At 37.0% G+C, this 14343-nt stretch carries 16 protein-coding genes; 11 read left to right on the forward strand and 5 right to left on the reverse strand.

Annotation, left to right across the window (positions count from 1 at the left end; genetic code table 11):
* Positions 1-74 precede the first annotated feature (74 nt).
* Together pepC and CP355_RS00275 are read right to left on the reverse strand one after the other, a co-directional pair.
* The gene (gene pepC, locus CP355_RS00270) at positions 75-1424 is read right to left on the reverse strand and encodes an aminopeptidase C (RefSeq protein ID WP_098043646.1); all 1350 of its coding nucleotides are present in this window, start codon (positions 1422-1424) and stop codon (positions 75-77) included.
* Between the two features lie 330 nt (positions 1425-1754).
* Entirely contained in the window at positions 1755-2057 is a 303-nt protein-coding gene (locus CP355_RS00275; protein ID WP_098043647.1) for a hypothetical protein, read from the reverse strand.
* Between the two features lie 136 nt (positions 2058-2193).
* Between CP355_RS00275 and CP355_RS00280 the strand changes: the two genes are divergently transcribed.
* The 9 genes from CP355_RS00280 (at position 2194) to CP355_RS00320 (ending at position 10993) form a co-directional block, all read left to right on the forward strand.
* Positions 2194-2745, forward strand: coding sequence for a dUTP diphosphatase (locus CP355_RS00280; protein ID WP_025005238.1), 552 nt, complete (start codon positions 2194-2196; stop codon positions 2743-2745).
* Complete coding sequence (gene radA, locus CP355_RS00285; protein WP_098043648.1) at positions 2745-4121, forward strand: DNA repair protein RadA; 1377 nt, start codon at positions 2745-2747, stop codon at positions 4119-4121. The genes CP355_RS00280 and radA overlap by 1 nt, the downstream gene beginning before the upstream one ends.
* Positions 4122-4196: 75 nt before the next feature.
* Positions 4197-5696, forward strand: a complete 1500-nt coding sequence (gene gltX, locus CP355_RS00290; RefSeq protein ID WP_098043649.1) for a glutamate--tRNA ligase — start codon at positions 4197-4199, stop codon at positions 5694-5696.
* Between the two features lie 91 nt (positions 5697-5787).
* Entirely contained in the window at positions 5788-7221 is a 1434-nt protein-coding gene (gene cysS, locus CP355_RS00295) for a cysteine--tRNA ligase (protein ID WP_098043650.1), read from the forward strand.
* The gene (locus CP355_RS00300; protein ID WP_025005235.1) at positions 7214-7657 is read left to right on the forward strand and encodes a Mini-ribonuclease 3; all 444 of its coding nucleotides are present in this window, start codon (positions 7214-7216) and stop codon (positions 7655-7657) included. Before cysS ends, CP355_RS00300 begins: the two co-directional genes overlap by 8 nt.
* Positions 7644-8396: a 23S rRNA (guanosine(2251)-2'-O)-methyltransferase RlmB gene (gene rlmB, locus CP355_RS00305; protein ID WP_025005234.1), complete on the forward strand. Its 753-nt coding sequence runs from the start codon at positions 7644-7646 to the stop codon at positions 8394-8396. The genes CP355_RS00300 and rlmB overlap by 14 nt, the downstream gene beginning before the upstream one ends.
* A 142-nt stretch (positions 8397-8538) precedes the next feature.
* The gene (locus CP355_RS00310; RefSeq protein WP_025005233.1) at positions 8539-9084 is read left to right on the forward strand and encodes a sigma-70 family RNA polymerase sigma factor; all 546 of its coding nucleotides are present in this window, start codon (positions 8539-8541) and stop codon (positions 9082-9084) included.
* A gap of 75 nt (positions 9085-9159) precedes the next feature.
* Positions 9160-9378 (forward strand): hypothetical protein, encoded by a 219-nt coding sequence (locus CP355_RS00315; protein WP_005720420.1) that lies wholly within the window; start codon positions 9160-9162, stop codon positions 9376-9378.
* A 112-nt stretch (positions 9379-9490) separates the two neighbouring features.
* Positions 9491-10993: a gluconokinase gene (locus CP355_RS00320; RefSeq protein WP_098043651.1), complete on the forward strand. Its 1503-nt coding sequence runs from the start codon at positions 9491-9493 to the stop codon at positions 10991-10993.
* Between the two features lie 9 nt (positions 10994-11002).
* Here CP355_RS00320 and CP355_RS10435 read toward each other — a convergent pair whose 3' ends face one another.
* From CP355_RS10435 to CP355_RS00330, 3 genes are all read right to left on the reverse strand, one after another.
* Positions 11003-11365, reverse strand: coding sequence for a hypothetical protein (locus CP355_RS10435; RefSeq protein WP_233186965.1), 363 nt, complete (start codon positions 11363-11365; stop codon positions 11003-11005).
* Positions 11366-11575: 210 nt separating this feature from the next.
* Positions 11576-11884 carry a helix-turn-helix transcriptional regulator gene (locus CP355_RS10440; protein WP_233186966.1) on the reverse strand — a complete coding sequence of 103 codons (309 nt, stop codon included), beginning with the start codon at positions 11882-11884 and terminating at the stop codon, positions 11576-11578.
* 123 nt (positions 11885-12007) lie between these two features.
* On the reverse strand, positions 12008-13750 hold the full coding sequence (locus CP355_RS00330) for a 1-deoxy-D-xylulose-5-phosphate synthase (RefSeq protein WP_098043652.1): 1743 nt from the start codon (positions 13748-13750) through the stop codon (positions 12008-12010).
* Between the two features lie 197 nt (positions 13751-13947).
* On the opposite strand from CP355_RS00330, the gene rpmG reads away from it, so the two are divergent.
* The gene (gene rpmG, locus CP355_RS00335) at positions 13948-14097 is read left to right on the forward strand and encodes a 50S ribosomal protein L33 (RefSeq protein WP_003549092.1); all 150 of its coding nucleotides are present in this window, start codon (positions 13948-13950) and stop codon (positions 14095-14097) included.
* Positions 14098-14105: 8 nt separating this feature from the next.
* Positions 14106-14273 (forward strand): preprotein translocase subunit SecE, encoded by a 168-nt coding sequence (secE, locus tag CP355_RS00340; RefSeq protein WP_087175978.1) that lies wholly within the window; start codon positions 14106-14108, stop codon positions 14271-14273.
* Positions 14274-14343 lie beyond the last annotated feature (70 nt).

Consider the following 14343-nt stretch of genomic DNA (forward strand, 5'->3'; position numbering starts at 1 on the left):
TTTATGGAGAAAAAAGACTAGGAATGCCTAACTTACATTCCTAGTCTTTCAAGTATGTTGAATAAAATTATTTATTAATACTTAAATGCTAAAGCACCCATTGGGTCCCATGGCAATAATTGAATTGGGTTATCCTTGCCTTCGTCGTAAGCCTTCTTGAGGTCTTCTGGCAAGATATCCTTGTTGATAACTGCTTGGTAAACAAATGAGTTAAACCATGAATCACTCATTACGAAGTAGCCCTTAAAGCCTGGTTTTTCACCCCATGAATTTTCAATTTTCCACTTAGTTGGCTTGCCGTCAACAATGTCAACACCAGTGATGACCATTGCGTGGTCCATCATGCTTTCGCCTGAGTCAAGCTTGTCAGCCTTAGACATTGAGAAGTCAACATCAAACAATTGATCACGGCGGTAAAGGTTAGTGTCAAGCAGACCAGCACGACGTTCAGAATCCTTAACAACGTTTGAACCAAACCAAACAACTTCACCGCTCTTCAATTGCTTGATGATTAAATCCTTCATTTCATCAACCTTTAAGTTCAAGTGACGAACTTGACGACCGCCCTCAACGTTACCCAAGTATTCAACTGAGAATACCTTGTGGAAAGGCTTATCGCTGGTTGGGGCATTGATAGTTGAAATGTGGTTAGCTAAATCCATACCAACATATTTATCGAAGAATTCTTTAGGTGTAATGTCCTTGTCGATGTGATAATTGTGATCATCATCACGGTATTCAAAGTTGAACTTCTTTGGTGGAACACCAAGTGAAATTGCGAGAACACGGAAGACATCGTTTAACATTTTTTCTTTGCGAGCTTGTACTTCGTCTTCTGATTTGCCAGCATTAACAAGTCTGCGTAATTCAAGACCGTCCTTACGAAGCAAAGTGTTCAAAGTATCGTTTAATGCACTTGAATTAGTTGCGTTAGCAGTTTCTGGGTAAACGCTCTTTGGCACAATACCGTATTTTTCGATGATGCCGCAAAGCATGTCCCATTGACCACCATCTTGTTGTGGGGTAGTGAATAAGAATGAAACCTTACGATCGCCTAAGTCTTTATCAGCTGTTGCAATTACGTTTTCAAAGAACCAGTTAGATTTTTCAAATTTATCCCAGAAGTTAGTGTAGTTTTGAGATAATTCAAAGTCCTTTAACTTAAACTTCTTTTGTAATGGGTGGCGCATAGTGTTTAAAGCGCTAAACATCCAGCAACGGCCTGATTGTTTTTGATCAGCTGGCTTACCAGTATCAATTTCAATTGAGAAAGTTGGGTCTAGGTCGATCTTAGTTTGTAAGTTTTGACTTGCTTTGTAAATGCCATTTTCTTGTGCTGCGTGACTTGCAACGTTAAAAACAGGATGATTGTTTAAATCATTTTCAAATTTTGCAATGGTATCATTATTAATTTCTTTTGCCATTAAAAATCCTCCTTTTAATATATACCTCTTCATTCTATATTTTAGCTGATAAAAAGGAAGTAGTCTATTACTAGTATTGATATACCTATTTTAGATAAGATATATAAAAATTTTATATCACGATAAAGATTAATTAAAAAGTTCGGCCTATCTCGATTTTAGTAATGGGTACGATGCAGGGGTATTAAGATGTAGTAGTGAAAATAATGAAACTAAATTGGTAGAGCAACAAACGACTTGGAATGGCTATAACAAAATAGATTTCAAGTTACCAGATGGTGCAAAATATAATCAATTGCAAAGAAAATAAGAGCCCACGTATGTGGACTCTTATTTTGTGTAAGGCTGATGATACCAAATACTGTGAAATTCGGGATGCTTTTCAAAATAGTTGATAACTATTGGATCAAGTGGCCAAATAGGGTAGCGGGATTCTTGGGCAACGGATAAAGCGGTAGGCATTTCCTTTTCTAATGCCTCTTCTAAATTAGAATTAGGATTAATAAAGAAATGATTCATCACCCAAACGGTACCGTCATTTCTTTTTATTTTATCCATCGTCCAGCTACTGGTTAAAACGTTGCTATCATCATGATCTTCAAATGATAGATGTGATTTATTAATGTCAAACATAAAATTTCACCTTTTTAAAAGAAAAAATCACTCTTTTTTGCGTAATAAATAATAGAGAGTTAAATATTTTGTGTTTACTCAAAACATTGTAGAATATATATCTGTTAAATGAAAAGTAGTAAATGGAGTTATCGAAATGAAAACACGCGGATTTGAAGTAGTAAAGAAGTATCAAGATAAGGAAATTAATTTACCACGTCGTCAAACTTTAGCTAGTGCGGGTTATGATATTGAAGCTGCTGAAGATATCACTATTCCTAGCATTTGGCGCTTGGATTTCGTTAGAATCTTTCGCTTGATTCGTAATGGACATCAACTGTATCAACGCGATTTTGAAATGGCTGATAAAATTTTAAAGCCGATTTTGGTGCCAACTGGTTTAAAAGTTTATATGCCAGAGGATGAAGTGTTAATTTTGGCTAATCGCTCATCCAATACATTTAAAAAACACTTATCTTTACCTAACGGTATCGGTGTGATTGATGCAGATTATTACAATAATCCCAATAATGAGGGTGAGTTATTTGTTCAAATGTTAAATTACGGAGTTTGTCCACTGCATATCCATAAAGGCGATCGAATTGCACAAGGAATTTTTATGAAGTATTTAAAAACCGATGATGACAATCCGATTAGTCGTGCGCGATTAAGTGGCTTTGGTTCAACTAATGAAGAGGAAGATGATTAATGGCTAGAGTAAAAACACAATATAAATGTCGTTCCTGTGGCTATATCTCTGCTAGTTACTTAGGACGCTGTCCTAATTGTGGTGCATGGAATCAATTTGAAAAAGAAACTGAAGAAGTGCAAAAGCGTTCTACTAAGGCAACCGCCAGTCGTTTAATTCAAAAAACGGGAATTAATGAACCAGTTCATTTGGATAAAATTAAGGCGGAAAAAGAAGAGCGAATTCCAACTAAATCTGAGGAATTAAACCGTGTCTTAGGTGGCGGAATTGTCCCCGGATCTCTTGTCTTAATTGGTGGTGACCCTGGAATTGGTAAATCAACTTTAATGTTGCAGATTATGAGTGATTTGGCAGAAAAATATAAGGTTCTTTATGTTTCAGGGGAAGAGTCAGCTAACCAAATTAAATTGAGAGCGGACCGTCTTGGAGTCGGTCAAAGCAATATGTTGCTTTATCCAGAAACGGATATGCATGATATTCGCGAACAGATTAATGATGTTAAGCCGGATTTTGTCGTTATTGATTCTATTCAAACGATGAATGAACCAAGTCTTGATTCAATGACCGGTTCTGCTTCACAAGTACGTGAAGTCACTAGTGAATTGATGAAAATTGCTAAAATGGACGCGATTACCGTTTTCGTAATTGGACACGTGACTAAAGAAGGTGCAATTGCTGGTCCAAAAATTTTGGAACATATGGTGGATACTGTCCTTTATTTTGAGGGGGATGAACATCATACGTATCGGATTTTGCATTCCGTGAAAAATCGTTTTGGTGCTGCTAATGAAATCGGGATGTTTGAGATGGAAAATGAAGGATTACGTGAAGTAACTAATCCATCATCGATTTTTCTTGATCAAAGACTGCCTAACTCAACTGGTTCAGCCGTGGTAGTTTCACTAGAAGGAACACGTCCGCTTTTGGCAGAAATTCAAGCTTTGGTAACACCAACTGCATTTGGTTATGCTAAAAGAACTACTTCGGGAATTAGTTTTAATAAAGCATCATTATTGTTAGCCGTACTTGAAAAAAGAGGCAATTTGATGCTTCAAAATCAGGATGTTTATTTAACGGCTACCGGTGGTATCAAGTTAAATGAACCGGCAATCGATTTGGCAATTGCAATGTCAGTTGCATCAAGTTATACCGATAAAGAAATTTCGCCTACTGATTGTTTCGTAGGTGAAGTAGGGTTGACCGGCGAAGTACGCCGCGTTGATAAAATCGAAGCAAGAGTAAAGGAAGCTGCCAAGATAGGTTTTAAACGTATTTTTATTCCTAAACACAATATGTATCAAAGCTTAACGGAAAACGGGATTGAAGTAATTCCGGTTTCTAGTATTCCTCAAGCATTAAAATTAGTTTTTGGTTAGCACAGATTGAATTCTTCCTATATAACGAGTAAACTAAAATTGTTTGAATTTACTATTTTGAAAGAGGCATGAATTTTGGCTAAAGAAAAAATCCGTGTAAGATATGCACCAAGTCCAACTGGTCACTTGCACATTGGTAACGCACGTACTGCACTTTTTAACTATTTATTCGCCCGTCATAACAAGGGTACTATGGTATTGAGAATTGAAGATACCGACCAAAAACGTAACGTTAAGGGCGGTTCCAAGTCTCAGATGGAAAACCTTCACTGGTTAGGTATTGACTGGGATGAAGGTCCAGATAAAGGTGGAGACTACGGTCCATACCGTCAATCAGAAAGAAAAGAAATTTACCAAAAGTATATTGATCAATTGATCGATGAAGGTAAGGCATACTACTCATACAAGACTGAAGAAGAACTTGAAGAACAACGTGAAGAACAACGTGCTATGGGTGTTGCACCTCACTACACTTATGAATATGAAGGCATGACTGCTGATGAAATCACGCAAGCTCAAGAAGAAGCTAAGGCTAAGGGCTTAAAGCCAGTTGTTCGTATTCATATTCCAGAAATGGAAACCTACTCATGGGATGATATCGTTAAGGGCCACCTTGAATTCGAATCAGACACCATCGGTGGTGACTTCGTTATTCAAAAACGTGATGGTATGCCAACTTACAACTTCGCCGTTGTAATTGATGACCACTTGATGAAGATTACCCACGTACTTCGTGGTGATGACCACGTTTCAAATACACCTAAGCAATTAGTTGTTTATGAAGCACTTGGTTGGGAACCACCTAAGTTCGGTCACATGACTTTGATCATTAACTCAGAAACTGGTAAGAAGCTTTCTAAGCGTGATGAATCAGTTCTTCAATTTATTGAACAATATCGTGACCTTGGTTACTTGCCAGAAGCTATGTTTAACTTCATTACTCTTCTTGGTTGGTCACCAAAGGGTGAAAACGAAATCTTTAACAAGCGCGAATTCATCAAGCAATTTGATCCAGCTCGTTTGTCTAAGTCACCTGCTGCATTTGACCAAAAGAAGCTTGAATGGATTAACAACCAATACATCAAGAAGGCTGATCGTGATACCTTGCTTGACCTTGCTTTGAACAACTTGCAAGAAGCAGGTTTAGTTGATGAACATCCAGCTCCAGAAAAGATGGAATGGATTCGTCAATTGGTTAACATTTACTCAGTACAAATGTCATACACTAAGCAAATCGTTGACATGGCTAGGATCTTCTTTGAAGATACTAAGGATCTTTCAGATGAAGAAATTGAAGAAATCAAGAATGATGATGGTCGTGGTGTAATTGAAGAATTCAAGAAGCAATTAGACCTTATCCCAAGATTTACTTCAGTTCAAATTATGGGTGCTATTCAAGCTACTCGTAAGGCAACTGGCGTTAAGGGCAGAAAGCTCTTTATGCCAATCAGAATTGCTACTACTCGTTCAATGGTGGGTCCTGGTATTGGTGAAGCTATGGAACTTTTGGGTAAGAAGCGTGTGGTTGAACACATCGACTTAACCTTAAAGCAAATGAGTGAAAATGGTCTTTAATTAAAGACGATTAGAAAAAGAAGCTGCAGATAACTGCAACTTCTTTTTTCATTTGCTAAAATAAGGATAGCTATTTTTACAGAAGGGATAAGTGTTAGCCGTGAAAGTATATAATACACTGACGCGTAAAAAAGAAGAATTTAAACCTTTAGTTCCAGGACAAATTAGCATGTACGTCTGTGGACCTACTGTGTATAACTATATTCACATCGGAAATGCTCGTAGCTCAATTGCCTTTGATACTATTAGACGCTATTTGGAGTACAAGGGCTATAAGGTTAAGTATGTTTCTAACTTTACTGATGTTGATGACAAGATGATTAACGAAGCCCGTGCTGAAGGCACCACGGTTCCTAAGTTAGCTGAAAAGTTTATTAATGCGTTTTTAGAGGATACAACTGCTTTAAATATCGAGCCGGCAACACTGCATCCCCGTGCTACTCATGAAATTAAAGAGATCATCAATTTTGTTCAAACTTTAATTGATAAGGGCTATGCTTATGAGAGTCATGGTGATGTTTATTACCGTGCTAAGAAATTTAAGCATTATGGACAGCTCAGTGATCAAAATATTGAACAACTTGAAGAGGGCGCTTCAGAACATATCAATGATGAAGAACAAAATCGAAAGGAAGACCCAATTGATTTTGCTCTTTGGAAAGCTCAAAAAGAACCAGATGAAATTGCTTGGGATTCTCCATGGGGCAAGGGGCGTCCAGGTTGGCATATTGAATGTTCAGTAATGTCTACTAAATATTTAGGTGACACAATTGATATCCATGGCGGTGGTCAAGACTTGGAATTTCCGCACCATGAAAATGAAATTGCCCAAAGTGAAGCTAAAACTGGTAAAAAATTCGTTAATTACTGGCTTCACAATGGTTTTGTGACTGTGGGTAAGGATCAAGAAAAAATGTCTAAGTCATTACACAACTTTGTGACTGTACACGACATTTTAAAAGAAGTTGATCCACAAGTTTTGCGTTTCTTTATGGCAAGCGTACAATATCGTCGTCAGATTAATTATTCTGCAGAAAACTTGCAACAAGCTGCTACTATTTTAGATAGATTTAAAAATACTTTAGTTAACATCAATTACCGTCTTGAAGATGACACGCCAAGTGAAGATTCAAGTGAGTTAGCAACTGCTATTAATAAAACAAATGAAGAATTTGAAGCTGCAATGGATGATGACTTTAATGTTCAAAATGCTTTAACCGCTATTTATGATTTGTTGCCAGTAATTAACGCTAATGCCAATGCAGAAAAAGCTGATAAAGAATCATTGAAGCTTTTTAAGGATAAGCTTTCCGCATGGCTGTTGGTATTTGGTATCGATACTGAAAAGCTCTGCAGTCAAAGTGCAGGTTCAAATGATGATGAAATTGATCAATTGGTTAAAAAGCGTGATGAAGCACGTAAGAACAAGGATTGGGAAACTAGTGATCAAATCCGTGATCAATTAAAAGAAATGGGTATCACTATTCAAGATACTCCACAAGGGACAAGGTGGACTCGTGATTAAAATAAAGAAATTAACGGAAGAAGAAGTAAATCCGGATACTTTGAATGGACAAACGCTTGCCTATTTGGGGGATGCAGTTTATGAAGTAATCATTCGCCGTCATTTAGTTAAAGGCGGAATTGTTAAGCCGCAGGTCTTGCAGCGTGAAGCGACTCATTATGTTTCAGCTAAAGCTCAAGCCGGCTTAGTTACTAAATTGCAAGATGAAGAGCGATTAACTGAAGCTGAATTAACAGCTTTCCGCCGCGGTCGTAATGCCAAGAGTCATACTAAAGCTAAAAATACTAGTTTAAAGACCTATCAATTATCCACTGGTTTTGAAGCTATGATTGGTTATCTTGATTTATTGAATAAAAATGATCGCGTTCAAGAGTTGACTGAATGGTGCATTAATACCGTAGAAGAGGATGGATTAAAAGATTATGACTTCAAGTAAAGATTTCGTTTTTGGACGCCATGCTGGTCTTGATTATTTAAAGACACAAAGTGCTGATAAAATTAATAAAGTATTTTTACAACATGGTATTCAAGAAGATTTTGCTAATCAGGTTTATGTTATTTGTAAAAAGAAGCGATTAGTAATTCAAAATGTGCCTAAAAATAAACTTGATCGTTTGGTTGATGGTGGTAATCATCAAGGCTTAGTTTTGGCTATTTCTAGTTTTGAATATGCCGATTTAAGCAAATTATTGGATCAATTTGATGATGAAGGTAAAGAACCATTTTTATTGATGCTTGATTCAATTGAAGATCCTCATAATTTAGGTTCAATTTTGCGTTCTGCTGATGCCACTGGTGTTGACGGGATTATTATTCCTAAGCGCCATGCAACAGGATTGACCTCAGTTGTAGCAAAAACTTCAACAGGGGCAATCGATTATGTGCCAGTTGCTCGCGTCAATAATTTGGTACAAACTACCAAAGAATTAAAAAAGCGCGGCTATTGGGTATTCGGAACAGATATGGCTGGTACGGATTATCGTGAATGGAATGCTAAAGGAAAAACGGTTTTAGTAATTGGTAATGAAGGTAAGGGAATTGCGCCATTGCTTAAAAAGCAAATGGATCAAACAATCACTTTACCAATGATTGGACATGTGCAATCTTTGAATGCGAGTGTGGCTACAGGAGTTTTACTTTATCAGGCTTATAATAGTAGACACCCGTTGCATTAATTAATAGAGGTGGACAAAGAGATGGCTTTGTCCATCTTTTTTTATACAGGGAAATAGTTGTGTGACAATAAACGTTTGTTTTCTTCTCGACTTCAGAGAGCTACAGGTATTCTCAACGAAGAAAAGTTGAGAGGAAATATAAATGCAAGCTAAAGAAAAGAAGTTGATTAAGCAAGTTAAAAGAGGAGATGACGAAGCCTTAAAGGAGTTGTTTACTTTATATCAACCCCTAGTCAACAAAGTGCTGAAGGGATATTATTTACGTCATTATGATCAAAATGATTGGCAGCAAGAGGCGATGATTATTTGTTATGAAGCGGCCATGGTTTATTCTGAGCGTAAAGGCAATTTTGCGGGTTTATATAAAGCTAAGTTGACTAATCATGCGCGAACTTTGGTACGCTATCATACTGCATTAAGGCGGCGAACGTATAATAATTCGGTTTCTTTAGAGAGACTTGATTTGCAAAGTATTAATGAGCCTAAACGTTCTGAACTCGCGATTCCAATTGATGATACTTATAATAATTTTGTCAAAAGCTTATCCCGGCTTGAACTAATTGCATTATTAACAATTTTAGGTGAGATGAGCGTTGAGTATGTAATTAATCATTTAAATATTGGAGCTGCCAAACTATTACGGGCGAGATCTAGAACGATTCAAAAGATGAGGAATGTTCTTTTTTAATATTTCAATTTGTAGCTGATCAAAAGAAAGTGCGGTATAATACTAAATGTAGAATATTTTAGGAGGTAATTTAAGATGGCAGACGAAATTATTAAGACTGCATTGTTAGACCGTCACATGAAGGAAGCTTTTGACTGGAGTGATTCAGATATGCCAGTTAGAGATGCCCTTTGGGACTACTTTATGGAAAAGAATGGTAGAGATACCATGAAGACGGAAGAAGATATGCTTCCATTTTTGAAAGACTCAGATGATAAAATCGAAGCCTTCGTTAACGAAAATCTTAAGAAGTAAATCCGACTAAAAACAATGTTCTACGCACCGTGGTCACGCATGTTTGACCACCAAGGCAGCTGCTCTCCGGCAGCTGTTTTTTTGTCGCAAAAAATGAATAAGGATTAAATTTATGAAATACATAATTGGCATAGATATTGGAACAACTGCAACTAAGGGAGTGCTATATGATTTAGATGGTCAAACTATTATGATTGTAAGTCAAAGCTATCCATTAATTCAAAAGGAATTAGGGCAAGCAGAAGAAGATCCACAGGTAATCTTTAATGCGGTGCAAAAGATTATTTTTAAATTGGCTAAAGAAGTGCAGGGGAAAATTGCGGCAATCTCATGGTCGAGTCAAATGCACAGTTTAATTGGGCTAGGGAAAAATAATCAAGTTTTGACTAATAGCATTACCTGGGCAGATAATCGCTGCACCACTGTAGTTGAAGAAGCAAAAGAGACTGACTTAGCACAGAAGATTTATCAAAAAACGGGAATGCCGCTCCATCCGATGGCTCCGATTTATAAATTGATATGGCTAAAGCAGAGTAATCCCGATCTTTTTCACCAGGTACAAAAATGGATTGGGATTAAGGAATATATTATTTATTGTTTGACTGGCAAAATTGTAACAGATACAACGATGGCAGCTGGAACAGGGATGCTTAATCTAAAAACATTAGATTGGGATCAAGATTTGTTAAAAGCGGCAGAAATTGATGCAGCTAAATTACCGAGTTTAGCTGATCCAGCAACGGTTGTTGGAGAAATTTGTGCAAAATATGTGCATAACCTGGGGATAAGTTCGGACGCGAAGATTGTTTTAGGCGCAAGCGATGGCTATTTGTCCACGGTAGGTGTAAATGTTGTGGACGAAAATCATTTTGCATTAAATGTTGGTACTTCTGGTGCCGTGCGAACGATTGTTAAAAATTCACAAATAGATCAAGATGCGCGTTATTTTTGTTATCCAGCAAGCAAACAGCAATTTTTATTAGGCGGTCCAGTAAATAATGGTGGAATTGTACTGGATTGGGCAAGACGAACTTTGCTAGATGAAAAAGCAACAGTAGAGGATTTCCTGCAATTGGCTAAAAATGCACCGGTTGGTAGTAAAGGCTTGATCTTTTTACCATATTTAGGTGGAGAGCGTGCACCTATTTGGGATGCAAAGGCTCGTGGTTCTTTTGTTGGCCTGACTCGTCAGCATACCAAGGCTGAGATGGCACAAGCAGTAATCGAAGGGATTATCTTTAATCTTTACGATGCAGCAACGGGGTTAATTGAAAGTACTAAAAAACCAGCTGCGATAAATGCAACTGGCGGATTTTTGCAAAGTGATTTTATTAGACAGATGTGTGCTGATATTTTTGATGTGCCGATTGTCACGATGAAGGAGCAACAAAGTGGAACGCTTGCAGCTATGTTTTTAGCAAGACAGGTATTAGGGCTAAATAAAAAGATTGATGAAATAGGACAATTTGTTGAAAATGACAAAGTTTATTATCCCCACAAAAAAGAAGTAGCTGCTTATCAAAAAATGTTTCCACTTTATCGTGAAATTGAGAATGATTTAGCTACTTCTTATCAAAAATTATCTTCTTTTCAAAAGATGCATTCTAAAAATTAGAGGATATGTCTAATCTATTTTCTTAATAGGCAGCATTTCAATGTAACCTCTGCTTCCGATAGGTTCAAGTTGAATTCTTGGATTGGATTCATCCCAAAGATAGCCTTTAGTTTTAGGATCATATTCTTTAATTGCTGCTCTTACATCTTCAATAGTTGCACCGCAGTTTTCTTCTGCAAATGGTGCACTTTTAAACATTAAATATTTAGCAGCGGGTAATTCAATAACGTCAAACCCTTTTGGCACTGGAGCGTTATAATCTGTTGCTACTTCAACACCTTGAATATATTCGGAAGTATTGGGCTGACGATATTTAGCAGGTAGCCAGAGGCAAACAGGTTCTCCACTGATTGATTTAATGCTTTTAAGCAATCCCTATACTTCACAGCCAACCTCATCACAGTAGTCTAAGTAATCAGTTGCCTTAATGCCGCGTTAAATAATTACTTTTCTTTTAGGTTTATCAACAACCTGAATAGAAATTTTCTTAGTAGTGTTCATGGGAGACTCCTTTCTATATCTATTAGGTTTGTATTTAACGCCATAAGGATTAAATAGATAAATTGGAACAGGATGTGCAGCCTATTCACTAGGATTGCATTTAAATTCGCGGTAGAAAGCTCGCTGAAAACCATCTACACTCTTAAAGCCACTTTCTAATGCAATGTCAGTAATGCGATCTTGATAATCTCGCAATTTTAACGCAGCTTGTGATAAACGCACCCGTCTGATATATTGTGCTGGCGTCATGTTGAGATAGCTTACGAATAGACGATAGGAATACCAAGGTGAATATAATGAAACCTTTGATAATGCAGTAAGTGTGATCTGCTCAGACAAATGATTTTGAATAAATTCTTGCATCTGTTGAACTGATTCAATTTGTTCCAAAATTTTTACCTCCTTACAGCTTGTATTATGCAGGATTAATTGAAAAACTACTCGACTTATTTTGCCATGAAAAAATCTTCGGATAAATCACCCGAAGATTTTTTTAGATATAATTATTAATTTCTAAGCATTTTTGATATCTTCAACAATTTGGTCAACTGTCATTCGGTTCTCCTTTAAAATATCCTTTAATGGCGTTTGATCAGTGTAAACTCTCTTTTGACCATAGTTCAAAACTTTGACATCTTTGTCGCCTAAGTAGGAAGCTACCTTCTCACCAAAACCACCATCTAAAGTATTGTCTTCAATAGTGACGATGACTTTATTTTCTTTAGCTAATTTATCTAGAGCGTCTTTGTCTAAAATATTAGCTGAAACTGGGTTAACTAAGGTCGCGTTAAGTTCTTGCGCTACTTTTTCACCAAATATTGCATACATGTCGCCCAAAGCTAAGACAGCAACGTCTTTACCTGGCTTAATTTGGTAGGTGATTTTACTGTAATCTTCTTGAGCGTCACCATTTTCAGGGACAGCCTTAGTTGGCATCTTAATAGCCACAGGGTGTTTTCTTTGCTTGATCGCCCACGTCATCATGGCTTTTTCTTCAGCTAAATTAGTAGGAGCTAAGTAAATCCAGTTAGGCAAGTTAGAAATCATTACTTGGTCAAAAATACCCAGGTGAGTTTTACTGGTGCCTGAGATTCCGCCGCCAGCAACCATCATGACTACTGGTAAATCATTAGCTGCGACATCATGTGATAATTGGTCAAATGCACGTTGCAAGAAAGTGGAATTTTCAAATAAAACTGGAACTGCACCTTCCTTAGCAGCACCAGCTGCAAAAGCAACAGATTCTTGTTCAGCAATACCAACATCTGTGTAGTGGTCTGGATATTTGTTCTTAATTTTATCTAAGCCAAAGACACCAGGAATAGCAGCGTTGATTGCCATTAAGTTAGTGCCTTTTTCGATTTCTTCACTAACAACATCTAAAGCAACTGAATTAGCAGTTGGTGCCTCACTAGCAGGTGCTAATGGCTTATCAGTCTTTAAATCGAATGGCATTACCCAGTGGTGAGCCTCTTCTTCATCAATTGCTGGTTTGTAGCCTTTACCTTTTAAAGTATTGATATGCAAAAGAATAGGGTGATCAACATCTTTGACTGCTTTAAAGGCCTCAATCATTGATTTAATATCATTACCATCGGCAACATAGCGATAGTCGAAGCCCATTGCAATAAATGGATTTTCCTTAGTTTCACCATTTGAATCACGTAACTTCTTTAAAGCAGTGACTAAACCACCGACGTTTTCATCGATGGACATTTGGTTATCATTAACTACCACAACTAAATTATGTTTTTCAATTGCGGCATTGTTTAAGCCTTCATAAGCAAGACCACCAGTCATTGAACCATCACCAATTAAGGCCATGATGTTTTCGTGATTACCCATTAGGTCTCTAGCCTTTGCCATTCCAGTTGCAAGTCCAATTGAAGTAGAGGTGTGGCCAACGGCGTAGTAATCGTATGGACTTTCATCAGGATTGCTGTATGGAGTAACATCTTCATAATGATCAGGGTCAAGCCAAGCAAGAGCACGGCCGGTTAACATCTTGTGTGGGTAGGTTTGGTGAGATACATCCCATACAATCTTGTCTTTTGGAGCATCGAAAACATAATGATAAGCAATAGTAGCTTCGACAATTCCGAGATCAGGTCCTAAGTGCCCACCTTCAGTAGCGTCTTTTTCTAAGATTAAGGTTCTAATTTCTTGTGCCAATTGTTGCATTTGAGCGATAGATAATTTCTTTAAGTCTTGTGGACCAGAGATTTTATTTAATAAATATTCTGGATGTTTGTTCATTTAAAGTAGTCCTTTCTAAAAACTCGTTAAACTTATTATAGATAAGTGATAGAACTATTTGAAATATTAAGTTGCTATGGATTAGGATAGGTTTTAGTTATTGGTAATTCTAATTTAGAATATTGACGTAATTGCATTTGACAGTATAAAATACTGAATAAGTATGTGTTTTTATATAAAAGTTTGGAAGTGAGATTATGGCAGTGAAAAAAGCAGCTTTAGCCTGCAGCGTATGTGGGTCACGCAACTACTCAATCACCGCAAGTAAAAATCGCACTCAGCGACTTGAACTGAAGAAGTTCTGCAAGCATTGCGGTAAGATGACTTTACACAAGGAAACGAGGTAAAAAGGTTAATGATTAAGTTCTTTAAGAGCGTTGCCCATGAAATGAAATTGGTTACTTGGCCAACTGCAAAACAAAATAGACATGATACTATGACTGTTATTACAAGTTCAATTTTGTTTGCTGCATATTTGGGTGCACTTGACTGGCTCTTTAGCTGGTTAACTCAACATATGTAATCAGAATAGAAATTATTATTGGTTCATGTTATAATAATGACAGCTAAGAAAAACCTCTGTGGGAGGTTTT

Source organism: Lactobacillus sp. UMNPBX4, assembly GCF_002554115.1.
Classification (GTDB): domain Bacteria; phylum Bacillota; class Bacilli; order Lactobacillales; family Lactobacillaceae; genus Lactobacillus; species Lactobacillus gallinarum.

Coding starts and splice junctions, on each gene's coding strand:
- CP355_RS00275 (WP_098043647.1), bottom strand. CDS start 2,057: ATGTTTGACATTAATAAATCACATCTATCATTTGAAGATCATGATGAT.
- radA (WP_098043648.1), top strand. CDS start 2,745: ATGGCTAGAGTAAAAACACAATATAAATGTCGTTCCTGTGGCTATATC.
- secE (WP_087175978.1), top strand. CDS start 14,106: ATGATTAAGTTCTTTAAGAGCGTTGCCCATGAAATGAAATTGGTTACT.
- pepC (WP_098043646.1), bottom strand. CDS start 1,424: ATGGCAAAAGAAATTAATAATGATACCATTGCAAAATTTGAAAATGAT.
- CP355_RS00280 (WP_025005238.1), top strand. CDS start 2,194: ATGAAAACACGCGGATTTGAAGTAGTAAAGAAGTATCAAGATAAGGAA.
- CP355_RS00315 (WP_005720420.1), top strand. CDS start 9,160: ATGGCAGACGAAATTATTAAGACTGCATTGTTAGACCGTCACATGAAG.
- rpmG (WP_003549092.1), top strand. CDS start 13,948: ATGGCAGTGAAAAAAGCAGCTTTAGCCTGCAGCGTATGTGGGTCACGC.
- CP355_RS00320 (WP_098043651.1), top strand. CDS start 9,491: ATGAAATACATAATTGGCATAGATATTGGAACAACTGCAACTAAGGGA.
- rlmB (WP_025005234.1), top strand. CDS start 7,644: ATGACTTCAAGTAAAGATTTCGTTTTTGGACGCCATGCTGGTCTTGAT.
- CP355_RS00330 (WP_098043652.1), bottom strand. CDS start 13,750: ATGAACAAACATCCAGAATATTTATTAAATAAAATCTCTGGTCCACAA.
- CP355_RS00310 (WP_025005233.1), top strand. CDS start 8,539: ATGCAAGCTAAAGAAAAGAAGTTGATTAAGCAAGTTAAAAGAGGAGAT.